This is a genomic window from Asticcacaulis sp., from assembly GCF_051956075.1.
In the GTDB taxonomy this organism is placed as follows: domain Bacteria; phylum Pseudomonadota; class Alphaproteobacteria; order Caulobacterales; family Caulobacteraceae; genus Asticcacaulis.
In genome coordinates this window covers 24,965-47,292 of sequence record NZ_JBQCGA010000052.1, presented here as the reverse complement: position 1 = coordinate 47,292, position 22,328 = coordinate 24,965, and the positions used below count along the sequence as shown (strand labels likewise).

The 22,328-nt window shown below is 62.7% G+C and carries 24 protein-coding genes; 9 read left to right on the top strand and 15 right to left on the bottom strand.

Annotated elements, in window-relative coordinates:
- Window positions 1-122: 122 nt before the first annotated feature.
- The 7 genes from ACTHLA_RS12985 to ygfZ form a co-directional block, all read right to left on the bottom strand.
- On the bottom strand, window positions 123-1,238 hold the full coding sequence (locus ACTHLA_RS12985; protein ID WP_440189903.1) for a site-specific DNA-methyltransferase: 1,116 nt from the start codon (window positions 1,236-1,238) through the stop codon (window positions 123-125).
- Window positions 1,239-1,401: 163 nt separating this feature from the next.
- On the bottom strand, window positions 1,402-2,013 hold the full coding sequence (locus tag ACTHLA_RS12980) for a ribonuclease HII (protein WP_440189900.1): 612 nt from the start codon (window positions 2,011-2,013) through the stop codon (window positions 1,402-1,404).
- A gap of 53 nt (window positions 2,014-2,066) precedes the next feature.
- Complete coding sequence (locus tag ACTHLA_RS12975) at window positions 2,067-2,654, bottom strand: DUF805 domain-containing protein (RefSeq protein WP_440189897.1); 588 nt, start codon at window positions 2,652-2,654, stop codon at window positions 2,067-2,069.
- A gap of 12 nt (window positions 2,655-2,666) precedes the next feature.
- A complete protein-coding gene (locus ACTHLA_RS12970) occupies window positions 2,667-3,221 on the bottom strand; it encodes a DUF805 domain-containing protein (protein ID WP_440189894.1) in 555 nt (184 codons plus the stop codon).
- 53 nt (window positions 3,222-3,274) lie between these two features.
- Entirely contained in the window at window positions 3,275-3,823 is a 549-nt protein-coding gene (locus ACTHLA_RS12965; RefSeq protein ID WP_440189891.1) for a DUF805 domain-containing protein, read from the bottom strand.
- A gap of 42 nt (window positions 3,824-3,865) precedes the next feature.
- The gene (locus ACTHLA_RS12960) at window positions 3,866-4,456 is read right to left on the bottom strand and encodes a DNA-3-methyladenine glycosylase I (RefSeq protein WP_440189888.1); all 591 of its coding nucleotides are present in this window, start codon (window positions 4,454-4,456) and stop codon (window positions 3,866-3,868) included.
- Window positions 4,449-5,273 (bottom strand): CAF17-like 4Fe-4S cluster assembly/insertion protein YgfZ, encoded by an 825-nt coding sequence (ygfZ, locus tag ACTHLA_RS12955; RefSeq protein WP_440189885.1) that lies wholly within the window; start codon window positions 5,271-5,273, stop codon window positions 4,449-4,451. The genes ACTHLA_RS12960 and ygfZ overlap by 8 nt, the downstream gene beginning before the upstream one ends.
- Before the next feature lie 38 nt (window positions 5,274-5,311).
- On the opposite strand from ygfZ, the gene ACTHLA_RS12950 reads away from it, so the two are divergent.
- Together ACTHLA_RS12950 and ACTHLA_RS12945 are read left to right on the top strand one after the other, a co-directional pair.
- Entirely contained in the window at window positions 5,312-6,298 is a 987-nt protein-coding gene (locus ACTHLA_RS12950) for a glycosyltransferase family 9 protein (RefSeq protein ID WP_440189882.1), read from the top strand.
- Complete coding sequence (locus ACTHLA_RS12945) at window positions 6,282-7,610, top strand: dihydroorotase (RefSeq protein ID WP_440189879.1); 1,329 nt, start codon at window positions 6,282-6,284, stop codon at window positions 7,608-7,610. The genes ACTHLA_RS12950 and ACTHLA_RS12945 overlap by 17 nt, the downstream gene beginning before the upstream one ends.
- Window position 7,611: 1 nt before the next feature.
- On the opposite strand, the gene ACTHLA_RS12940 is transcribed toward ACTHLA_RS12945, so the two are convergent.
- Both ACTHLA_RS12940 and ACTHLA_RS12935 read right to left on the bottom strand, forming a co-directional pair.
- Entirely contained in the window at window positions 7,612-8,316 is a 705-nt protein-coding gene (locus ACTHLA_RS12940; protein WP_440189876.1) for a hypothetical protein, read from the bottom strand.
- A gap of 85 nt (window positions 8,317-8,401) precedes the next feature.
- The gene (locus ACTHLA_RS12935; RefSeq protein WP_440189873.1) at window positions 8,402-9,907 is read right to left on the bottom strand and encodes a hypothetical protein; all 1,506 of its coding nucleotides are present in this window, start codon (window positions 9,905-9,907) and stop codon (window positions 8,402-8,404) included.
- 122 nt (window positions 9,908-10,029) lie between these two features.
- Between ACTHLA_RS12935 and ACTHLA_RS12930 the strand changes: the two genes are divergently transcribed.
- The 4 genes from ACTHLA_RS12930 (at window position 10,030) to ACTHLA_RS12915 (ending at window position 13,459) form a co-directional block, all read left to right on the top strand.
- Complete coding sequence (locus ACTHLA_RS12930) at window positions 10,030-10,776, top strand: enoyl-CoA hydratase-related protein (RefSeq protein ID WP_440189870.1); 747 nt, start codon at window positions 10,030-10,032, stop codon at window positions 10,774-10,776.
- 106 nt (window positions 10,777-10,882) lie between these two features.
- Window positions 10,883-11,428, top strand: a complete 546-nt coding sequence (locus ACTHLA_RS12925; protein ID WP_440189867.1) for a GNAT family N-acetyltransferase — start codon at window positions 10,883-10,885, stop codon at window positions 11,426-11,428.
- Window positions 11,429-11,482: 54 nt separating this feature from the next.
- Complete coding sequence (locus tag ACTHLA_RS12920) at window positions 11,483-12,703, top strand: CCA tRNA nucleotidyltransferase (RefSeq protein WP_440189864.1); 1,221 nt, start codon at window positions 11,483-11,485, stop codon at window positions 12,701-12,703.
- Between the two features lie 24 nt (window positions 12,704-12,727).
- Window positions 12,728-13,459, top strand: a complete 732-nt coding sequence (locus ACTHLA_RS12915; RefSeq protein ID WP_440189861.1) for a type 1 glutamine amidotransferase — start codon at window positions 12,728-12,730, stop codon at window positions 13,457-13,459.
- 24 nt (window positions 13,460-13,483) lie between these two features.
- Here the strand turns inward: ACTHLA_RS12915 and hemF are convergent, their stop codons facing one another.
- Both hemF and ACTHLA_RS12905 read right to left on the bottom strand, forming a co-directional pair.
- Entirely contained in the window at window positions 13,484-14,356 is an 873-nt protein-coding gene (gene hemF / locus ACTHLA_RS12910; protein WP_440189858.1) for an oxygen-dependent coproporphyrinogen oxidase, read from the bottom strand.
- Between the two features lie 17 nt (window positions 14,357-14,373).
- On the bottom strand, window positions 14,374-14,844 hold the full coding sequence (locus ACTHLA_RS12905) for a tRNA (cytidine(34)-2'-O)-methyltransferase (protein WP_440189855.1): 471 nt from the start codon (window positions 14,842-14,844) through the stop codon (window positions 14,374-14,376).
- A 407-nt stretch (window positions 14,845-15,251) separates the two neighbouring features.
- On the opposite strand from ACTHLA_RS12905, the gene petA reads away from it, so the two are divergent.
- The 3 genes from petA to ACTHLA_RS12890 are packed head-to-tail and all read left to right on the top strand — an operon-like array spanning window position 15,252 to window position 17,967.
- Entirely contained in the window at window positions 15,252-15,788 is a 537-nt protein-coding gene (petA, locus tag ACTHLA_RS12900) for a ubiquinol-cytochrome c reductase iron-sulfur subunit (protein WP_440189852.1), read from the top strand.
- 2 nt (window positions 15,789-15,790) lie between these two features.
- Window positions 15,791-17,098: a cytochrome b gene (locus ACTHLA_RS12895; RefSeq protein WP_440189849.1), complete on the top strand. Its 1,308-nt coding sequence runs from the start codon at window positions 15,791-15,793 to the stop codon at window positions 17,096-17,098.
- A 5-nt stretch (window positions 17,099-17,103) separates the two neighbouring features.
- Complete coding sequence (locus ACTHLA_RS12890; protein ID WP_440189846.1) at window positions 17,104-17,967, top strand: cytochrome c1; 864 nt, start codon at window positions 17,104-17,106, stop codon at window positions 17,965-17,967.
- A 203-nt stretch (window positions 17,968-18,170) separates the two neighbouring features.
- Here ACTHLA_RS12890 and ychF read toward each other — a convergent pair whose 3' ends face one another.
- The 4 genes from ychF to ACTHLA_RS12870 all read right to left on the bottom strand — a co-directional run bounded on the left by ychF (window position 18,171) and on the right by ACTHLA_RS12870 (window position 22,086).
- Window positions 18,171-19,283, bottom strand: coding sequence for a redox-regulated ATPase YchF (gene ychF / locus ACTHLA_RS12885; protein ID WP_440189843.1), 1,113 nt, complete (start codon window positions 19,281-19,283; stop codon window positions 18,171-18,173).
- A gap of 66 nt (window positions 19,284-19,349) precedes the next feature.
- Window positions 19,350-19,979 (bottom strand): aminoacyl-tRNA hydrolase, encoded by a 630-nt coding sequence (pth, locus tag ACTHLA_RS12880; RefSeq protein WP_440189840.1) that lies wholly within the window; start codon window positions 19,977-19,979, stop codon window positions 19,350-19,352.
- Between the two features lie 89 nt (window positions 19,980-20,068).
- A complete protein-coding gene (locus ACTHLA_RS12875) occupies window positions 20,069-20,677 on the bottom strand; it encodes a 50S ribosomal protein L25/general stress protein Ctc (protein WP_440189837.1) in 609 nt (202 codons plus the stop codon).
- A gap of 149 nt (window positions 20,678-20,826) precedes the next feature.
- The gene (locus ACTHLA_RS12870; RefSeq protein WP_440189834.1) at window positions 20,827-22,086 is read right to left on the bottom strand and encodes a hypothetical protein; all 1,260 of its coding nucleotides are present in this window, start codon (window positions 22,084-22,086) and stop codon (window positions 20,827-20,829) included.
- Window positions 22,087-22,328: the final 242 nt, after the last annotated feature.

The window sequence follows — 22,328 nt, the reverse complement described above, 5'->3', positions numbered from 1 at the left end:
TTATTTTCGAACAATAATCACCAATACCAATCAGTATCAATCCAAATTCATCATTTCTTCAGACAAAAAAACCGCCCGGCAAGGAAGCCGGGCGGCGAAGACTCAGAAGATGTCGGGGGGGCTTAGTTCATGTCGGCCCGGATGCGTGTGCGCAGGTCGTCAATGGGTTTCAGGCCCGCATCCGACTTGAAGCGCCAATAGGTCCAGCCATTGCAGGCCGGGCTTTGCTCCAGCATGGCGCCCAGTTTGTGAATCGAGCCGGACAGTTCTCCATGCACCAGCGAGCCGTCGGCGCGGACGCGCGCGGTGCGGTCGCCGCGCGGCGTATAGAGGGTGTCGCCTGGACGCAGCAGGCCCGCCTCGACCAGGGCGCCGAACGGCACGCGCGGTTCGGCCTTTTTCGAGCCCATAACGCGCAGGTCTTCGACCGGAACCGGGACCACGGCGTCGATGCGGTCCTGCGCCACTTTCGCGTAATCCGTCTCACGCTCAATGCCGATAAAGTGGCGGCCCAGACGCTTGGCCGCCGCGCCGGTGGTGCCGGTGCCGAAGAAGGGGTCGAGCACGACCATGCCCGGCTTGGTGCAGGCCAGCAGCACGCGATAGAGCAGGGCTTCGGGCTTCTGCGTCGGGTGCGCCTTATTGCCGTTTTCGTCCTTCAGCCGCTCATCGCCGGTGCAGAGTGGGATCGTCCAGTCCGAACGCATCTGCGTGTCTTCGTTGAACGCCTTGAGCGCGTCGTAATTGAAGGTGTAGCGCTTCTGTCCCTTGGCCTTGGTCGCCCAGATCAGGGTTTCGTGCGCATTGGTGAAGCGCGTGCCCTTGAAGTTCGGCATCGGATTGGCCTTGCGCCAGATCACATCGTTCATCACCCAGAAGCCGAGATCCTGCATGGCGACGCCGAGGCGGAAGATGTTGTGATAGGAGCCGATCACCCAGATGGCGCCGTCGTCCTTGAGCACGCGGCGGCATTCGCGCATCCAGTCCCGCGTGAACCTGTCATAGACTTCAAAGCTGGCGAACTGATCCCACTCGTCATCGACCGCATCGACCTTGGAATTGTCGGGTCGCAGCAACTCCCCGCCCAATTGCAGATTATAGGGCGGGTCGGCGAAGACCAGATCGACGCTGGCGTCCGGCAGGCTTTTCAGCACCTCGATGCACTCGCCCAGATGGATCGTATCGAGTTTGAGCGGCGGGGCGGAAACGGGCGCGGGCGCAGCTTTAAGCCGGGGCATAGGTACAACCTTCTAAGACCTTGAATCCCAAGGACTAGAATCCCGCATGTTTAATGAAGGGTTAAGCTTGACTCGCTGGCGAATCGGGCGATTCGATTTATGTGTGGGTGAGTCCGAAAAGACTCACTTTTGGATTCGTTTTGTTCCCGGTCTGGGGCCGAAACTATTCAGCGGCGCCCTCGAACAGGTCGAGATTGCGCACGGTTGACCAGCTCGCGCGGTGGATAGGGCAGGGGCCGTGGACGCGCAGCGCCTCCAGATGGAACTCCGACTGATAGCCCTTGTGCTTTTTGAAGCCATATTGCGGATAAAGCGCGTCCATCTCGATCATATGCCGGTCGCGCGCCGCCTTGGCCAGGATGGAGGCGGCGGCGATAGACAGGGAGCGCGCATCGCCTTTGACCACGGCGGTGGCCGGAATATTCACTTTGGGGCAGCGGTTGCCGTCGATCAGCGCATGGTGCGCGCACGGATCGAGCGCCTCGATCGCGCGGCGCATGCCTTCCATCGTCGCGCCGAGAATGTTCAGCCGCGCGATCTCATCAATATCCATGAAGATGACCGACCAGGCGACCGCCGCCGCCTTGATCTGCGGCTCCAGCTCGAAGCGCCGCGCCTCGGTCAGCGCCTTGGAATCGTTGATGCCGTCTGGCAGGCGCTCGGGGTCGAGAATGACGGCGGCGATGCTGACCGGACCGGCGCAGGGGCCGCGTCCGGCTTCATCCACGCCGCAGATCAGACCGCTCAGGGTCAGTTCGATGCTGAAATCCGCCATAACTTACGCTGCTACTTCGATTCCGACCCGGACGCCATTCACAAGACCGCGGTTCAGAACGCTTCGGTCTGAGCCGTAACGCCGCGGCCCTTGGGATCGGACCCGAAACGGTTCGGCCCCGGCGTGCCGTCCAGCAGGAAGAAGACCAGCAGCATGATGTCGCAGATGATGGCGGGCAGGAAGCACAGGGCCAGCGTGCCGAACAGGCTTCCGGCGAAGGCCATGCCTTCGGCGTCCGTCATCTCATGCCCCTGTTGCGCGATATGGAAAATCTGGGCGCCAAACAGGATGAAGAAGATGATGAGGCCCGCCATGGCGGCGGCGTAGGGCGCGATGAGCCACCAGCCGGTGCGGTTGGAATCGTGCAGACGACGCACGGCGACGGCCAGAGTCGGGATCAGCAGGGCCAGACCGACCAGCGAAAAAATCGGCATGACGCGCATATAGTTGGCGAAAAAGATCTCAGGATGGCTTTGCAACATCGGCAGGCCGCTCAACACCACGCCGCCGACCACGGAGCCAAGCACGGCGTTGAGAATAAAGCGGAACAATACCCACAACCAGAATTCCGAACGCCGCGAACGGCCTTCAAACGTGGCGTATTTCGCCAGCGGCTGGAACATCAGTGGCCAGTTTGACATAACGACCTCCCCTTATCGGGGCGCGGCGCCGAAACGGTTATCGCCGGGCGCGCCCGGACGAGCACAGTAGACGTAAAGCGCGATTTGCGCCAGCAGAGACGGCGCGACCACCCAGGGCAGGAGCAGACGGAAGACCGGCCTTTGCAGCGTCATCATATCGGCGGGCGACAGGGGCGCGCCATGCAGTTGCGCGGCGTCGCGCATATTGGTCAGCATATCTATCATCGGACCGGCGTTGACGATCAGGGCGACGATATAGGCGGCGAGGCCAACGACATAGGGCGCGATCAGCCACCAGCCGGTGCGATCCAGATCGTGCAGGCGTCGCGTCGTCACCGCCAGCAGCGGCAGCAGGATGATAAGGCCGAACAGGCTGAGCCACGGGCTGACGTGGAAATAGACGGACAGAAAACCGTCCAGAGTGAAGCCGCCAAATGCAAAGGCGGCGATCAGGACCAGCGCGATCAGGCCATAGATGGCGGCCACAAACGGCCAGAACTCGCCGCGCGTGGCCCGGCCATTGAAATCTGCATAATGCGTCAAGGGCTTGAGCAGTCTTGAGACCATGCCTTAGCCTCCGTAGTCGTTCGGGCGACGGGCGCCCCTCGATGCGGCGCCCATTAATGGAACGCCTTCGGATCGGGACCGAAGCGGTTGTCGCCGTGAGTCCCGGGAGTACACCGAAACACAAGCGTGACGATCTTGGCAAGCAGGATCGGTCCGCTGACCCAGATCATCGGCACGATCAGCGCCGTCATGCCGGACAAAAACAGTTCGGGATCATTGGTTTGCGACACAGCGACCAGGGTCTGAATTTCCGCGCTCAGACTGCCGCCCGCGACCAGAAGGTAGAGCGCGGAGGCGCCTGCGCCGACAGCGACGGGCATCACAATCCACCAGCCGGAACGATTGATGTCGTGCATGCGCCGCACCGACACGGCGATATCGGGAACAAGGATGGCGAAAAAGATCAGCATGCGCAGCAGCGCCACCACGCCGACGCCGCCAATATGGCCGCTGACCCCCAGCAAACCGGCCAGCAGCACCAGGCACGCGCCGAGCAGAAATTTGAACAGCACCCACAGCCAGTATTCGCGGCGGCGCGACCGCCCGTGAAACTCGGCATAGCGCCGCAAAGGCAGGAACATCACATTCATAAGGTTGGTCATACGCGCCCCCGCACTGTCTCCCGCTGCGGGAGGACTCGCTCCTTACGACGCTTTCGCGTCTGCGGCAATCAGTTCGCCGTGCCGGAAACAGGTGACGAGATGGTCGTTGACCATGCCGACCGCCTGCATGAAAGCATAGACGATCACCGGGCCGCAGAACTTGTAGCCATGCGACTTCAAAAGCTTGGCCAATTCGCGTGAAGTCGCGGTTTCGGCGGGAACTTCGGTCCGGTCTTCGAAATGGTTGTGGATCGGCTGATGGTCCTGCGCCTGCCAGATCAGATCGGTGAAACTGATCCCTTTTTCGCGCAAATCCAGCGTGATGCGGGCGCTGTCGATGGCCGAGACGATCTTGGCGCGCGACCGGATAATGCCGGGATTGTTCATCAGCCGTTCGATATCGGTCTCGCTGAAACGCGCCACCTTGTCGGGATCGAATCCGGCGAAAGCTTCGCGCAGGGCTTCGCGCTTACGCAGGATGGTGATCCACGACAATCCGGCCTGAAAGCCATCCAGCACCAGCTTTTCCCACAGGGCGCGCGGATCGTACTCAGGCACGCCCCATTCCTCATCATGATAGGCGACATAGAGCGGGTCTTGTCCCGGCCAGTGACAGCGGGTCTTGTCATCCATTATGTGTCTCCGGGATCAGGTCTTTCAGCCAGTCGGGGATTGCGACGAAGACAGGCGCGCCCGCGCAGATCGCCTCTCCAGCGAGGCGATCGAGCCGCATCACCCCCAGAGATACGCCATCGCCTCCGCTCAGAACTTCGCCGATTTTGCGTTCGCCGACGAGCACTTCGGCGCCCTTGTTCAGGCGGCCTTCGTGCCGCAGGGATAAGACGCGGTTCTTGATCTGGCCGCGCCGCTTCATGCGCGAGGTCAATTCCTGGCCGACATAACAGCCCTTGTGGAAGTCAATAGCGTTCAGCGCGTCGAGATTGGCGTCGATAGCGTAAAGATCGTCCGCGCCGAAATCCGCCCCGCCTTCGGCCAGGCCGAGCGCAAACCGGAAGCTTTGCCAATCGCCGTCGTCGCCCGCCGCCCCGTAGGCGCGACCATAGACGCCGCCGGTCACAGCGCTGCGCGGATCCGACATGAAACCTTCGGGCAGGGCGTTCATCGCTGCGACGACCGCTTCATCGCGCATGGCGATGCTGACCTTGGCGCGCAAGCGATACATGTTGAGTTTGGCGAACAGCTCATCGCGCGCATCAAGCGGAACGTCGAGCCAGATTTCGTCAGCAGAGACGGCGTGCAGCAGGCAATCGCCGATCATCTTGCCCTGTGGCCGCAAAAACGCCCCGTAATGCAGCCTATGAAACTCGCCCCGGCTGACCTCGGCGGCCAGATCGTCAATATGGGCGGTGCAAAGCCCCTTGAGAAAGGCGGCCCAGTCGGGACCGCAGACGCTGAGCAGGGCGCGATGAGTAAGAACAGCGGTCGACATGGTCTTGATATGAAACGCTTTCGATCTGATGATGCCGCATGACGGCTTTTCCGATTCTCGTCCTGGCCTTCTGCGATGTGCCGCGCGCGGTAAGCGTAAGCGGCGTGATCGCGCGCCTGAAGGCCGAGGCGCCGCAGGCCCGCATCACCCTGGCCACCACGCCCGCCGTCGCCGAACTGTTCCAAGATGACGACTCGATCGCCGAGATACAAGCCCTGGACGGCGCCATCTTCAACCTGAAATCTCTGGGGTCGCTGAGCGAATTGTCGCGACGCAACTGGGGCATGTGCATTGATCTGGGGCCATCGCTGATCGCGCGCATGATGAAGGCGCGCATCCGCTTCACCTTCAATCCCAACGACACCGATTCGGCGCTGACACAATTATGCGACAAACTGGCCCTCAATCCCGCCGAGGTCATGCCGCGCCTGAGCGTATCGCCCAACCGCGCGGCGCGGGCGCGCACCCTTCTGGACGCAAGCGGGCGCGGCGGCCCGCTGATCGCCATGGCGCCCGGCGCGAGCTGGCTGGGACGGCGTTGGCCGACCGAGCGTTTTGCGGTGCTGGCGACGCGGCTGACGCGCGAGGACGGGCCGTTTCCCGGCCATCGCCTGCTGGTGGTCGGCGGCGAGGCCGAGCGCGACACCCTGATGGCGCTGGCTATGGCGACCCCGCGCGCGCAGGTGCTGGAAACACGCGACGACATGGACGTCCTGACCCTGTACGCCGCGCTGCGTCAGGCGCAACTCTTTGTCGGCAATGACGAGATCTGGCTGCATCTGGCCGCCGCCGCAGGCGTCCCGACCTTCGGCCTGTTCGGCCCCAGCAGCGAGGCCGAGGCGCCGCCGGGGCCGAACGTGCAAACCGTGCGCGGGCGAAGGACGCTGGCGCAGATCCGCCTGATCGACCCGAAATTGAAGCAAAACGTCTGTCATATGTTGGATTTGCCCGTCGATAGGGTCTATGAAGCGATCACAAAAATGCTTCAAAGCGCGCAGGAGAGTCGCAATGCCCCAGACATTTGACCTGATCATCCGCAACGCCGACATCATCAACCACGCGGGGCGCGGAAAGGGCGATATCGGCATAGCGAACGGCAAGTTCGCGGCCTTTGGCGATCTGGCGCAGGCCTCGGCGGGGGAAATCTTCGACGCCAGCGGCCTGCTGGCCATGCCGGGCGTGATCGACACCCAGGTCCACTTCCGCGAGCCGGGGCTGGAATGGAAGGAAGACCTCGAAACCGGTTCGCAGGCGGCGGTGATGGGCGGCGTCGTGGCGGTGTTCGAAATGCCCAATACCAACCCGACGACCACGGATCATGACGCCTTTTACGACAAGCTGAAGCGCGCGCGCCATCGCATGCACTGTGACCACGCCTTCTATATCGGCGGTACGCACGAGAATATCCACCATCTCGGCGATCTGGAGCGCCTGCCCGGCTGCTGCGGCGTCAAGGTGTTCATGGGCGCCTCGACCGGCACCCTGCTGATCGCCGACGATGCTGGGGTGGCCGCCGTGCTGGGCGCAGTGCGCCGTCGCGCCACCTTCCATTCCGAGGACGAGTTTCGTCTGGCCGAGCGCCGCCCGCTGGCGCGCGAAGGCGACTGGACCAGCCATGACTTCGTGCGCGATCCGCAATCGGCCATCCAATCGACCCAGCGCCTGGTCCGGCTGGCGCGCGAGGCGGGCAAGCGCATCCACGTCCTGCACGTCACCACGCGCGAGGAGATCGAATTCCTCAAGGAACACAAGGACGTCGCCACGGTCGAGATCACGCCGCAGCACCTGACGCTCGAAGCGCCCGAAGCCTATGAGCGCCTCAAGGGGCTGGCGCAGATGAACCCGCCGATCCGCGACCGCTATCATGTCGAAGGCCTGTGGCGCGGCATTACCGGCGGCATCGCCGACGTGCTGGGTTCGGACCACGCGCCGCATACGCTGGAAGAAAAGGCCAAGCCCTATCCGGCTTCGCCGTCGGGCATGCCGGGCGTGCAGACCCTGTTGCCGGTCATGCTCAACCACGTCGCGCAGGGCCGCATGACGCTGGAGCGGCTGGTCGATCTGACCTCGGCGGGCGCGCAGCGCGTCTTCGGCGTCGCCAATAAGGGCCGCATGGCCGAGGGCTATGACGGCGACGTGACCCTGGTGGACCTCAAGCACAAGCGCGTCTTGCGCCACGCCGACATGCGCACCCGCTCCGGCTGGACGCCCTTCGATGGCCTGGAGGTCACCGGCTGGCCGAAAGCGACCATTATTCGCGGCAAGATCGTCATGCGCGACGACGAAATCGTCGGGCCGTCGCAGGGCGAGGCCTGCCGATTTATGGAGACTCTGTAAGTCACGACGTCTTTGCGGCGCACGCCTGATCAATGCGCGCTTTTTCGGTGGCGCGGGCTTCGGCGGGGATATTGCGCGACAGGAAGACGTCGGGCGACAGCGCGGTTTCAGGCGGTCCCGCCCAGGGCGAAGCGTCAATCGCCACGCCGTTGACGCAGGTAACGCCCGTGCGGCCCTGCAGGGCGAACAGGTCCAGCAGCAGGCTCGATCCATCCTTCTGGCGGGCCAGCAACCAGGCGCCGCCGCCCGACAGGGCGACCTCGGCGTCGGGCGCATTGAATACGGTCAAATAACTGGCCTTGCCGCCGCTTTTTAAGCCGATGCGCAGACCGTCGAACTGACCGCGTTTCACCGCGTCGCGGCCCGCCGCCCGGTTCAGCAGCACGGCGCGTCCGCCGCCGGAAGCGCGCCACAGAAGATCGTCATAGGCGCCGCCGGTCGCGCCATTCAGCGTCAGCAAGGGCAGGGCGCTGCCGTCCGCCTTGAGCAAAGGCCGCCATTTGTCTTTCACATAGGCGAAACAGGCCGCCTTGCCGCAATCGCCGGAATGGCTCTGCACGCTGATCCCGTCTGGCGCGCCGTAAAGCGCGACCTGCCCCGGCTGCGGCGGCGCAGGCAGATTAATCACCGCCATATCCTTCGGCGCCGGTTTGTGGCAACCGCTCAGCAACAGGGCGATCGCAAGGCCGATAAAGACGCGGCGCATGGGCGGACTCCGTAAAAAAACACCCGTGGAGCGGGGCTCCACGGGCATCGCAAAGTCTTGTGGCCGGAATTAGTCGGCGCCGTAATTAGTCGGCATAGGTGCCGTTATCCGGGATCGTGCAGGACTGATCCAGACCGTGCGCCTTGGTCAGCTTGCACGGCGTGGCGTCGAGGCTCTTGCGGTCCGGCGCCACGACGACGATGTAACCGCGCTTGTTGACGCAGGCCAGTTCCGCGATCAGGGCGTTCTCGGTCTCGGCGGATTCGCCGATATAGCGGACCTGCTTGACGTCGCAGTCCTTGTTCGGCTCGGCGACCTTGATCAGCTTGTCGAGTTGCGCGCGCATCTGATCTTCAGTGACGAAGGTGCAGTCGGCGCGCGAGGTTTGCTCAATGAAGCAATCCTTAACATGGACCGAAGACTGGCTGTCCGGTTGCGGCACGAAACCGACCAGGCCCCAGGGCTGTTCCGGGCACTTGAGTTCGACATAGTCGCGCTTGGTCGAGGGTTGGGTGCCGATCAGGTTATAGTCCTGCACCGTGCATGCGTAACCCGCTGCCTTGAGCGTCTTGGTAAAGGTCGTCTTGGCGTCGGCCTGAGCCGCGCCCGCATCGGTGAACTTGCAGCCACCGAGGCTGGTTGCCTGCGCGCATGGCACGGCCTGTTTGAAGCTGTTGTCATTGCCGGTCATGACGATGAAGCCCGGCTTGTTGGCGCAACCGAACTCATAGAAGAAGCCGTCTGATTCCTTGGTGACGCCGACGAAACGGACATTGTTGACCTGACAGTCGGCGTCAGCCTTGGCCGCGACGGGCTTCAGTGAGTCGATCAGGGCTTCATTACTGGTGTACTGACAGGCGAATCCCTTATCGGCGCCGATCAGGCAACTCAGGAAGTTGATCGGGGCGTCCGAACCGAGTTGCGGATAGTCGATAATGCCGCCAACGCCGGTTTCGCAGCCGACCTCATAGCGGTCGATCTTCGGCTCGGTCGATTCCGGCGGAGTCGAGCCCATGATGCGGGCGTTATTCACCACGCAATTGGGCAGGTAGGGCTGCACAACCGGCGTCAGCCAACTATAGGCAGGCTTGTTTTCCGGCAGGACGCAGGTGGCGGCGTTGGGCTGCTTGGCCTTCATGCCCTCCGCCATGAGACAGGTAAAGGCCTGCGAAACCTCCTTCGGCGAGAAGGCCGTAGCCAGAAAGCCGGGTCCAGTCTTGCAGGCGATTTCATAGAGCGAGCCCTTGACCTTCTTGCCGTCCTTTTCCAGATCGGTTTCGCCCATCAGATAGGCGTCGGTCGGATCGCACTTGATATGCGCCGAAGCGATCAGGCCGGGCGCGTCGGTCATGGATTGCGCCTGCACCTTGGGGTCGATCTTGAATTCGGCGGGCGCGGCCTGATTGGCGGCGTAGGCGCTCTGGGCGCCAAGGCCCAGCAACGCAGCAACGCCTGCGGCGGCGATCAGCGTTTTCAGCCGTTCCGCGAAGGCGATAAATGAAGTCGAAGTCATGGCGGGCTTGTCTCCCTGCTCGGAAAGTGTGTCGAAAAAGGCGGCGGTTGGTCCGCCGTAATCACTCGTTAGCGCCATGCGGGTTTGCCCCGCATAAAGTGAAATTTCAATAGGCTTATGCAAGTTTTATGGCGAGGACGTGGCGCGCAGGCTTGTCGCTCGGCGGGCCGTGGTTTACGTTTACGTAAACGGAGGACGCCATGATTGTAACAACTGAGGCCGACGGCGTGGTGACGCTGCGGATGGACCGCCCGGCCAAAAAGAACGCCCTGACCAAAACCATGTATGCGGAACTGACCGACGCTCTGATAAAGGCGCAGGCCAATGACGCGACGCGCGCTGTGATCATAGCGGCGTCGGGCGATGACTTCTGCGCGGGCAACGACATTATGGATTTCGCTCAGGGGCTGCCAGAACTGCGCGCCGCCGCCGATCTCGAAGACCTGCCTGTGTTCCGCTTCCTCAAGGCCCTGACCTTTTTCGACAAACCCCTGATCGCCGCCGTACAGGGGCAGGCCGTTGGCGTGGGCGTGACCCTGTTGCTGCATTGCGATCTGGTTGCGGCCAGTGAAGATGCACGGCTCAGCCTGCCGTTCCTCAAGCTGGGACTCGTCCCGGAAGCCGGATCGACCCTGTTGCTGCCGCAGCGCATTGGGCATCAGCGCGCCTTCGCCTGGATGGCGCTGGGCGAGGTCATCGGCGCGGCTGAGGCGCGTGAGCTTGGTCTGATCAACCGCGTTGTCGCGCGCGACGCGCTGGACGCTGCGGCGGCTGAGATGGCGCGTCGCGTCGCAGCCCTGCCGCCGAACGCCGTGCGCCAGACTAAAGGCTTTCTGCGCGACCGCGAGGCTTTGTGGCAGGTGGTGCGCGCCGAGGGTGAGGTGTTTCGGGAGCTTCTGTTCAGTCCCGAAGCGCAAGCCGCCTTCATGGCCTTTATGAGTAAATGACATATCCGGTTGCATAATGTGCAGGCGCGGCGACAGCATTCCGCATTGACCTGACCGGCGATTGGCTCTATTCCGCGCGCCCCGACTTATCAACAGGAGCGCGGCTATGGCGCTGGATGCTCTGTTCATGGAATCTAAGGCCCTGGATCGACCGGTCCTCGACTATGCCATCGCGCTGGAGCAGGCGTCGCAGGCGGACGCCGTGCTGCGTCTGACGGACCGAGCCTTCGGACCGGGCCGCTTCGTCAAGACCGCCGAACGGCTGCGCGAAAATTCCACGCCATTGGCCGATCTCAGCTATGTCGCGCTGGATGGCGCGCGCCTCATTGGCTCGGTGCGGCTGTGGCCGATCTTCGTCCAGGCCGCTGACGAGACGCGCACCCCCATCGCTTTTCTGGGACCAATCGTCGTCGATGACGCCTATCGTAGCCACAAGATCGGCAGTCGGCTGATCGAAACCGCCGTCGAAGCCGCCTTCGCCAAGGGCCTGCGCGCCGTACTGCTGGTCGGGTCGCGCGACTTTTTCGAGCCGCTGGGTTTTGTGCGCGCGCAGGGACTGACCCTGCCAGGGCCGGTCGATCCCAACCGTCTGCTGATCCGCTACGCCAAGGAAGGCGACGCCCTGAGCGGGCAGGTGATCCGCGTTCTTTAGCCGCGCTTGCACGCCCGGCATGGATTGCCTTGCGCATATGTGCGATCAACGCGCATGACCAGACTGCCTCTCACCGATTCCATGCGCGCGCCCGCAACGCGCGCGGTGTTCGCAGCGCTCGAAGCGGCAGGCGATCCGGGCTGCGTGCGTTTCGTCGGCGGCTGCGTGCGCAATGGCCTGCTGGGCCTGCCCATGACGGATCTCGACCTGGCGACGCAACTGACGCCGGACGAAACCGAGGCGGCGCTGGCGGCGGCGGCCTTACGCAGCGTCCCGACCGGTAAGGCGTTCGGCACGATTACGGCTGTGGTGGACGGTCAGCCGTTCGAGATCACCTCGCTGCGCGAAGACGTCGAGACGGACGGGCGCCGCGCCGTGGTGCGCTTCACGACGGACTGGGCTAAGGACGCGCAGCGCCGCGACTTCTACCTCAACGCGCTTTACGCCGACATCGACGGGCAGGTCTATGACCCGACCGGGCAGGGGCTGGCGGATATAGAGGCGCGGCGGGTGCGTTTCATCGGCGAGGCGGAGCAGCGCATCCGCGAAGACTATTTACGCATCTTACGCTTTTTCCGCTTCACGGCGGGCTATGCGCGCGAGATCGACGCGGCGTCGCTGGCGGCCTGCCTTGCGCTGAAGGACGGCATAGACGGCCTGTCGGGCGAACGCATCCAGCAGGAGGTGCTGAAAACCCTCGCCGTCGCCAATCCGCTGCGCGCCTTCGAGGCGATGCTGGACGGTGGCGTTCTCAGCCATGTCCTGCCGGGCTGGCGCGGCGTGAACTTAAGCGCCTTCAGGGGCATGCTGGCCATCGCCACCGAACCCGAACGGCGTCTGATCGCCCTGCTGGACGATGGTGGTCTGCTGGAGGACGGGGCGCTCAAACCGCTGAGCCAGCGCCTGCGCCTGTCGCAACGGCTTTATCTGCGCCTGAAATCCGCCCACGACGCCGCCGAAGCGCTGGCCGAGGGCGAGGAGATTCACCGTCTGATCTACACACATGGTCGCGAGGCGGCGCTCGACGCCGTGGCCCTGAGCGGCGCCCATCTGGGCAAGGCGCCCGCGCGGGCGCAAGGCCTGCTGGACTCCTTGCGCCATCTGGAGGTTCCGGCCTTTCCGCTCAAGGGCGCCGACCTGATCGCGCTGGGCCTGACGGCGGGGCCGGAGGTCGGCCAGATGTTGAAAGCGATCGAAGCCGACTGGCTCCGTCACGATTTCTCGCAAGGCGTGATCGACGCTGCCCTTGACCGACTCAAAAATACGCCAAAATAATGCTCCGTATTCGGGGTGTTTTTGATGCGCGTTGACGAAGCTCACGGCGACTATATCGCCATTCTGGAAACCGGCGTGCCGCCTGCGGGGCTGGACGCGGACTACGGAACCTATGCCGACATGTTCGCGCAACTGCTGGCGGACGAGGGGCGGACCTTTCGCGTTTTCAAGACCTTGCAGGGCGATCTCCCCGACCCCGATACGCGCCTGAAAGGCGTGGTGATCACCGGATCGCCCGCCGGAGTCTATGAGAAGGATGCGTGGATCCAATCGCTGATCGCCTGGCTGCGCGATCTCGACGATCAAATCCCCATCGTCGGCATCTGCTTCGGCCATCAGGTCATGGCGCAGGCCTGGGGCGGGCATGTCGAGAAGTCGCATAAGGGCTGGGGCATCGGCCTGCACGCTTACGACCTGCATGCACCGGAACTATGGGCGAAACTGGGCGGAAAACCGGCGCAGGCCCTGTCCTGCGCGGTCACGCATCAGGATCAGGTGGTGAAAACGCCCGAAGGCGCGGTGGTGTTGGCCGGATCGGACTTTACCCCCAACGGGGCGCTCTACTACACCAACCGCAAGGCCCTGTCCTTCCAGTGCCACCCGGAATTCAGCCACGATTTCGCCACCGATCTGCTGCTCAGCCGTAAGGGAATCCGCATCGACGAAAAGCTGGTCGATGAGGCGGTGCTGACCCTGAAACGCGACTCGCACCGTCACGACCTGCTGGCGGCGATCTCACGGTTTCTGGCGGCGTGACTTCGCCTGGGTAAAGCGACCTCTCTACGGCCACTTCACCACAGGCGGCATGGACGACATGATCGACGGCACATAGCCGCCGGTCTTCAGGCCGAAGATCGTGCCGCGGTCATAGAGCAGGTTGAACTCGACATAACGCCCGCGCTGGATCAGTTGCGCCTCGCGTTCGTCCTCCGTCCATGCTTGATTCATGCGTCCACGCACAAGCTGCGGATAGATAGCCAGAAACGCCCTGCCGACATCCTGCGTAAAGGCGAAGTCGGCATCGTGATCGCCGGAATTGAGGTGGTCGTAGAAAATCCCTCCGACGCCGCGCGGTTCGTTGCGGTGGGGCAGGACGAAGTAGTCGTCGCACCAGGCCTTGAAACGCTCGTAATAAGCCGGATCGTGCGCGTCGCAGGCGGCTTTCAGCGCGGCGTGAAAGGCGACGGCGTCCGGCGCGTCCTCGCAGCGGTCCTCGGCCATTAACGGCGTCAAGTCCGCCCCGCCGCCAAACCAGCTCTGGGTCGTGGTGATGAAGCGCGTATTCATATGCACGGCGGGGACATGCGGATTGGTCATATGCGCAATCAGGCTGATCCCGGTGGCGAAAAAGCGCGGATCGTCGGCGGCGCCGGGGATCGACTTGGCGAATTCCGGCTTGAACTCGCCATGCACCGTCGAGATATGCACGCCGACCTTCTCGAACAGGTGGCCCTTCATGATCGACATTTCGCCGCCCCCGCCTTCGGGGCGGGACCAAGGCGTGCGCTCGAAACCCCCCGCCGTCTCGCCATAAAGGGCAGGTGAGGCTTCGTCTTCCAGCCGCTCGAACGCGGCGCAGATGTCGTCGCGCAGTTGTCGGAACCATGTGGAGGCCTGTTGGCGGCGCGTATCGAGGAGATCGGTATCGGTCATGTTTCCGCTATACGCGTTCAGCCCTGACCGGGAAAGCCCTTGACCTGCCGCAAACCTTCTCCCAACGCCATGGCCGCGGCGTTGATCACATTGATCGAGCGCGCCTGCGCCGACATGGGGATATAGAGCCGGGCATCCGCCCGCTCATGCACGTCTTCGGGAACGCCTGCGCTCTCACGCCCCATCAGCAGAATGTCGTCCGGCTGAAACGCGAAGTCGTAAAGCGGTTGCGCCGCCTTCGTCGTCATCAGCACCAGCCGCGCCGGTTGCGGCAGACCGGCGACGAAACCGAGATACACGTCCCATGACGCATGGTGCGACACTTTGGCGCAGGCCGCATAGTCCATCGCCGCGCGCCTGATCATCTTGTCGCCCAGCGGAAAGCCGCACGGTTCGATCACGTCGAGATCGAGCGCAAAGGCCGCGCTCAGGCGCATGGCGGCGCCGAGGTTTTGCGGAATATCGGGTTGGTAAAGCGCCAGACGCATCAGAACGGCCCTGTTTAAGGAAAGCTCAGGGCTTTAGCGCGCCCGACTTGCGCGCGTCCACACGAAATCGCCGCGACGCGCGCATCCTTATATCGCCTGCGTCATATCTCACGGGTACGTCAAATATGGCGAAAATCGGCGGAGAAAGTGTTTGCCGGTTTGTCAGCTTCGTGGAAATGTGATTATAGACGGTAAGGGGCGAAAGCCGTGACCTATAGCCGCAGGTGCGACTTAACAGCGTTACGGAATCACGTTCACTTACAAAGAAACTTATTTCGCGGGCGCGCCTGACGGCGGGAACGGCGAATCGAAAGTAACCGGCCGCGGTTAACGCGACCGGCGGGCGTAACGGAGGCAGGCGACGATAAGCCTGTACGCCCGGCGTATGGACATGGAGAGGTGCAAAGGTGAGCGAACCTGTACAGGACGGCGGGACACTCGATCCCAACCGTCGTGATTTCATCTACATAGCGGCAGGCGCGGGCGCGGCGGGCGCGGCGGCGATGACGCTGATCCCGCTGATCGGCCAGATGAACCCGGCGGCCGACACCCTGGCGCTGGCGTCGATCGAATACGACCTGTCCAAGGTCGTCGAAGGCCAGCAGGTCGTGGTCAAATGGCGCGGCAAGCCCTTGTTCGTGCGCTATCGCACCCCAAAGGAAATCAAGGAAGCCCAGGATACGGACTGGAAAGCCCTGCGCGATCCACAACCCGACTCCGAGCGCGTCAAGGCCGGTCATGAGCAGTATCTGATCCTGGTCGGCGTCTGCACCCATCTCGGTTGCGTGCCCAATTTCGGCGGCGGCGAATATGGCGGCTGGCTCTGCCCGTGCCACGGCTCGGTCTATGACACCTCCGGTCGCATCCGTCAGGGACCGGCGCCGAAGAATCTGCTGGTGCCGGACTATGCGTTCCTGACCGACAGCAAGATCAAGGTGGGCTAAAGATGAGCGAGCATGCTTCGACCTATCAGCCGAAATCCGGCTTTGAAAAATGGCTGGATTCGCGCCTGCCGATCGCCCGTCTGGCCTATGACAGCTTCATAGACTATCCGACGCCGAAAAACCTGAACTACTGGTGGACCTTTGGCGGCATCCTGTCGCTCTGCCTCGGCATTCAGATCGTCACCGGCGTGATCATGGCGATGCACTACACCGCCAATTCCGCCCTGGCCTTTGATTCGGTCGAGCGCATCATGCGCGACGTCAATTATGGCTGGCTTCTGCGCTACGTGCACGCCAACGGCGCGTCGATGTTCTTCTTCGCCGTCTATATTCACATGTTCCGCGGCCTCTATTACGGCTCCTACAAAGCGCCGCGCGAAGTGCTGTGGCTGCTGGGCTGCATCATCTACTTCCTGATGATCGCCACGGCCTTTATGGGTTATGTGCTGCCGTGGGGCCAGATGTCCTATTACGGCGCGGTGGTGATCACCAACCTGATCGGCGCCATTCCGGTCGTCGGTTCGTCGATCCTGACCTGGCTGCAGGGCGGTTTCGCGGTCGATAACCCGACTCTGACGCGCTTCTTCTCGCTGCACTATCTGCTGCCCTTCGTGATTGCGGGCGTCGTCGTGCTGCACGTCTGGGCGCTGCATGTCGTCGGCCAGAACAATCCGACCGGCGTCGAGATCAAGTCGAAGGAGGACACGGTTCCCTTCACGCCCTATGCGACGGTCAAGGACGGTCTGGGCATCGTCCTGTTCCTGATCCTGTTCTCGGTCTTCGTCTTCTTTGCGCCGGAGGCTCTGGGCCATACCGACAACTACATCCCGGCCAATCCGCTGGTGACTCCCGCCCATATCGTGCCCGAATGGTACATGCTGCCCTTCTACGCCATCCTGCGCGCCATTACCTTCGACATCGGCCCGATCCCGGCCAAGCTGATCGGCGTGGTGATGATGTTCACCGCCATCGCCGCCATCTTCCTGCTGCCGTGGCTGGATACGTCGAAGGTCAAGTCGATGCGCTACCGCCCGGTGATGCGCTGGTTCTTCTTCCTGTTCGTCGTCGCCTGCCTCGGTCTTGGCTGGTGCGGCGCGCAGGAGCCGGCGCAGATCGTGTTCAAGTTCGGCGTCGATAAGCTGGGCGAGCCGACCGGCATCAATGTCACGACCGTGGCTCAGGTGCTGGCCGCCTACTATTTCGCTTTCTTCTTCATCATCATGCCGTGGATCGGTTTGAAAGAAGAACCCCTGCCTGTTCCGGCCTCGATTTCCGAAGCCGTTTTGGCCGCCCAAGCGAAGAAGGCTTGATCCCCATGTCGAAACCTATGACGAAACTGGCGGCGGGCCTGATCGCGGCGGCAACCCTGCTGACGGGCGGCGCAGCTCTGGCCGAAAGCAATGCGGCGCCATTCGCGCAGCCGCCGCACCCCTTCACCTTTGAAGGCCCGTTCGGAACCTTCGATCAGGCGCAGTTGCAACGCGGCTATAAGGTGTATCGCGAGGTCTGCTCGACCTGCCACGCCATGCATTTGGTGTCGTTCCGCAATCTGGGTCAGAAGGGCGGCCCCTTCTACGATCCGAAGTACAAGAATCCGAACGACAATCCGGTGGTGAAGGAAATCGCCTCGGAATACGATATCGCCGACATCGACCCGGACACCGGCGACGACATCACCCGCAAGGGCACGCCCGCCGACCGCTTCCCGTCACCGTTCAAGAACGACGAAGCGGCCAAGGCGTCGAACGGCGGCGCCATACCGCCCGACATGTCGGTGCTGGCCAAGGCGCGCGAGGGCGGGGCGCTCTACATCTATAATGTGGTCAGCGGCTCCCACACCCCGCCCGCCGGGCTGACGCTCAATCCGGGCCAGTACTACTACCCGCACGTCAACGGCAATCTGCGCGCGCAGTGGAAGGGCGATCCCGCCCATGTTCCGCACGGCGGCGTGCTGGCCATGCCGCCCCCCTTAAAGTCGGACGGGCAGGTAACTTACGACGACGGCACGCCTTCAACGGTCAAGCAGAACGCCGAAGACGTCGCCGCCTTCCTCGCCTGGGCCGCCGACCCGCACATGGTCGAACGCAAACAGCTGGGCTTCTCGGTCATCATCTACCTGCTGCTGCTGGCGGGCGTGGTGTATGCGGCCTACCGTCAAGTCTGGCGCGGCAAACACTGAGAAATCGCGTCCTGATGGTCTGCAAATCATCATCTGTCTGCGATGCGGTGCTCACGTACTGAAGTACGCTCCGCTCCGCTTCTCGACAGCTAATAATTTTCGACTCATCATGCCGCGATTTCAGCCGTGCTTTTAAAATACAAAACCCGCCGGAGCGATCCGGCGGGTTTTGTATTTCAATTTATAGTTCAAGGGGCTTGCCGCTAGACGTTAAACCTGAAATTCATAATATCCCCGTCCTTGACGACATACTCCTTGCCTTCCTGACGGAATTTACCCGCTTCCTTGCAGCCCGCTTCGCCGTTGAACTTGACGAAGTCGTCATAGGCCATGGTTTCGGCGCGGATAAAGCCTTTCTCGAAGTCGGTATGGATGACGCCCGCGGCTTGCGGCGCGGTGTCGCCGACATGGATGGTCCAGGCGCGCGCCTCTTTCGGGCCGACCGTGAAATAGGACTGCAGGCCGAGCAGCTTATAGGCTTCACGGATCAGGCGGTTCAGACCCGGCTCCTCAAGGCCGAGCGTCTCAAGGAACTCGGCGCGCTCCTCCGGCTCCAGCAGGGCGATTTCCGATTCGATCTGCGCCGAGATGACCACGGAATTGGCGTGATCGGCCTTGGCGCGCGCCGCGACCTGTTCGGACAGCTCATTGCCCGTGCTGGCGGAACCTTCCTCGACATTGCAGACATAGAGGGCGGGCTTTGAGGTCAGCAATTGCAGCATCTCCCACGCCTTCTTGTCCTCCTTGCTGATCTTGCCCTTTTCATAGGCGATGCGCGCAGGTTTCCCATTGCGCAGCTCCTCAAGCGCGGCGTTGATCAGCGAGACGGTGATGGCCGCCTCCTTGTCGCCGCCGGTCTTGGCGCGCTTTTCCAGTTGCGGCAGGCGCTTTTCGAGGCTTTCGAGATCGGCCAGCATCAGCTCGGTCTCGATGATTTCCAGATCGCTGATCGGGTCGATGCGGCCCTCGACATGGGTGATATCGGTATCGACAAAGCAGCGCGCTACAAAGGCGATGGCGTCGCAGTCGCGGATATTGGCCAGAAACTGATTGCCCAGCCCTTCGCCCTTGGAGGCGCCGCGCACCAGACCGGCGATATCGACAAAGTTCATGCGCGCCGGAATGATCTCCTTAGAGCCGACGATTTTCGCCAGCACGGCCAGACGCGGCTCCGGCACCGCGACGTCGCCGGTGTTCGGCTCAATCGTGCAGAACGGATAGTTGGCGGCCTGCGCGGCGGCGGTCTGGGTCAGGGCGTTGAACAGGGTGGACTTGCCGACATTGGGCAGGCCGACGATAGCGACTTTGAGGGCCATGAACTCGATCTTGTTTGGCTATGAAAAATATGCGCCCTCCGTATCATTCGGGGCGCGGAAAGGGAACTACTCTTTGCCCGCATTAAGCTGGCGCGTGTCCAGCTTGGGCGCCGGGGCAAGGCGCATGACCTCGGCCTGATAGCGATCGGCGGCGTCGGGCGCGCCGGAGAGCAGCATGGGCAGGGCGCGCGCCGAGGCGTCGAGCAGGGCGTTCAGCCAGGCCTGATCGGCCTTGGCGAAGTCGGACAAGACCCAGCCATGCACCAGCTCTTTCCCGCCCGGATGACCGATGCCCATCCGTCCGCGCACAAAGTTGGGGCCGATATGCTGCATGATCGAGCGCAGGCCGTTATGCCCGGCGTGACCGCCGCCCAGCTTCATGCGCAGGCGGCCCGGCGCCAGGTCCAGCTCGTCGTGAAAGACAATCACCTGTTCGGGCTTGAGCTTATAGAACTGCATCGCCTTGGCGACCGCATTGCCGGACAGGTTCATGAAGGTCATCGGCTTGAGCAGCAGGATCTTGTCGCGGCCCTTTGGCGTGTCCATCTGGCCTTCGCTGACAAGGCCATCGAACGCCTTCTTCTCAGGCCCGAAGGCCGGATCGCGCGCCAGTTCGTCGATCAGCATGAAGCCGATATTGTGGCGGTTTTTCTCATATTGCGGGCCGGGATTGCCGAGGCCGACGATCAGATGCACGGCTTTGTCTCCTGATATTGCACGTCCTGACATGGAAAAGCCCCGGTCCGAACCGAACCGGGGCTTTATATCGCAGGTGAAGCGAAAGCTTAGCCTTCCGCGTCGGCGGCGGCTTCAGCCGCGTCTTCGCTGACGCTGGCGCGCGAGGCGGTGACCGAGGCGATCACGGCTTCCGGCGCTGGAACCGGCGAAACGTCGGAAGGCAGCTTCAGATCGGAGACATGCACCGACTGGCCGATTTCAAAACCGGTCAGATCGACAATGATGTCTTCCGGAATGTGGTCGGCGGGGACGGTGATTTCCAGTTCGTGGATGGTGATGTTGAGCGCGCCGCCCTTCTTGAGGCCCGGCGAGGCTTCCTGGTTCTTGAAGTGAACCGGAACGGCGATCTTGATCGTGGCGTGTTCATCGACGCGGAACAGATCGAAATGCACGGGCACATCGGTGACCGGGTGGAAGTCGATCGCCTTGGCGATGACCTTCTGGGTCTCTTTGCCGTATTTCAGCGTGACCAGGTGACCGGCCAGCTTGCCCGTATAGAGGGCCTTGCGGAATTCGTTGAGGCTGACCGCGATCGGCACAGGGGCCAGTTCGCCACCATAGAGAATGCCCGGCACCTTGCCTTCACGACGGGCGGCGCGCGCCGCGCCCGAACCCGTGCCATTGCGGACTTCAACGTCCAAAACGATATCGGCCATGAGCCTGTTCCTCGAATAACAAAATGGCCGCGCAACCGTTCCGGGCACGGCGGGAAACTTTTGAGAGGCGCGGGTGATACACGACAATGTGACGGGACGCAACTGCCCAAAGGCCAGAAATTGCGCCCCGTTACAGGAAAATCATCCGCCTACTTCTTCTTTTTGGCGCTCGACTTGCGGCGTACGCTTGTCTTCTTCTTCGCAACCGGCGCGGGCTTGAGATAGGGCTCGGCGTCGGCGTGCGCCAAAGTGCCGTCGGCATTATAGCCGATATTGACCTTGGGCTCGAAACTCAGCGCATTGCTCGACATCTTGCCCAGGCACTGGCCTTCGTCCATCAGCACATGCTGCCCCAGGCAGAAGACGTCTTCATAATAGGGCTTGGCCACGGCCAGGCACTGATAGAGGTTCAGCTTGGACATATCGAAGCACTTATCCCCCGCGCCGTCGTCAAGCAGCGCCATGAGCTGCGGCTGGTGATCCGGCCCGCCTTCGCCCAGCATGGCGATGGCGGCGATAGCCAGGGCGTGCTGCACGGTGGAGGTGTAGGGCTGGTTGAACAGGTCGGGGCGGTCGAACACGCTGGTCTGACCGGCGGCCTGGCCGCTCAGTTGCGCGGCCAGGGGCGCTGTGGCCGATGCGTCGGTCGCCTGCGCGCTGGCAGGCGTGACGGCGGCGGTCTGCAAGGTCTGGCCGCCGGTCGATTGCCCGGTCGTGGCGCGCGACACCAGGCCCTGCCCGGTCAGGGCGGCGGTCAGCATCTGCGCGCTTTCGTTCGATTCGACGCTTTTGAGCGTGACCGAATTCTGCTTGGCCAGGGCCAGACGCTCATCGCGGTTGGGCACGAAGTCCTTGGACCATTTCTGGTGCTGAATATCATAAGCCGACTGCTTGACCGCTGCGCCGGCGCGATAAACCGCCTGACCGTCCGAACTGAGCGCCAGGATGACGCGGCGCGCGGCGGCGTCGGCGCCGGGAATCGTGGCGGCGTAGGCCGGGTCGCTGATCAGATGATTGAGCATGTCGGCGCGCGCGCTGGCGTCGGACGCATAGCCGCGCAGGGCGGAGCGGAAGCTTGGCTCCTGCATGGCGACGACCGCGCCATAGGCTACGGCGCCCTGCGCCAGTTGCTCCGGGGTGATCGAGGCGCCGGACTGCAGTTCAGCCTGCACGGCGTCGCCATTGGTGAAGTTGGCGGACAGGCGCCGGGCCTCCTCGACATAATCGACATAGACGGAGGCGGCGTCGGAAATTTCCGGGATCAGCGCCACCGGTGGTCCGGCGGGCGCAGGCGGCGGAGGCGGAGGCGGCGGAGGCGGAGGCGCGTCCGTGGCGCAGCTCGCCAGAGTTACAGCCAGGCAAAGGGCGGCGGCGCTAACGCCGAGGCCTTTGGTGACGGACAAAACCATGCAGTTGACCCTCTTATTCTCAAAAGCCGCGACGCCCTCAGCCTGCGCGCTTCTGGTATGCGACACGAATGAAATGAAGTGCGTAAAGGCTTATACGCTTATGACGACAGTTCAATGGAAAAAACGCCTGAATTATGGCGTTTCAACGCCCTAATGGTTAAGCATAAATAAGCGAGTCATATGGAAATACCGCGTCTTAGGCGCATGATCCTTATCAGGCGCGGCTTTACGATTCGCGATGA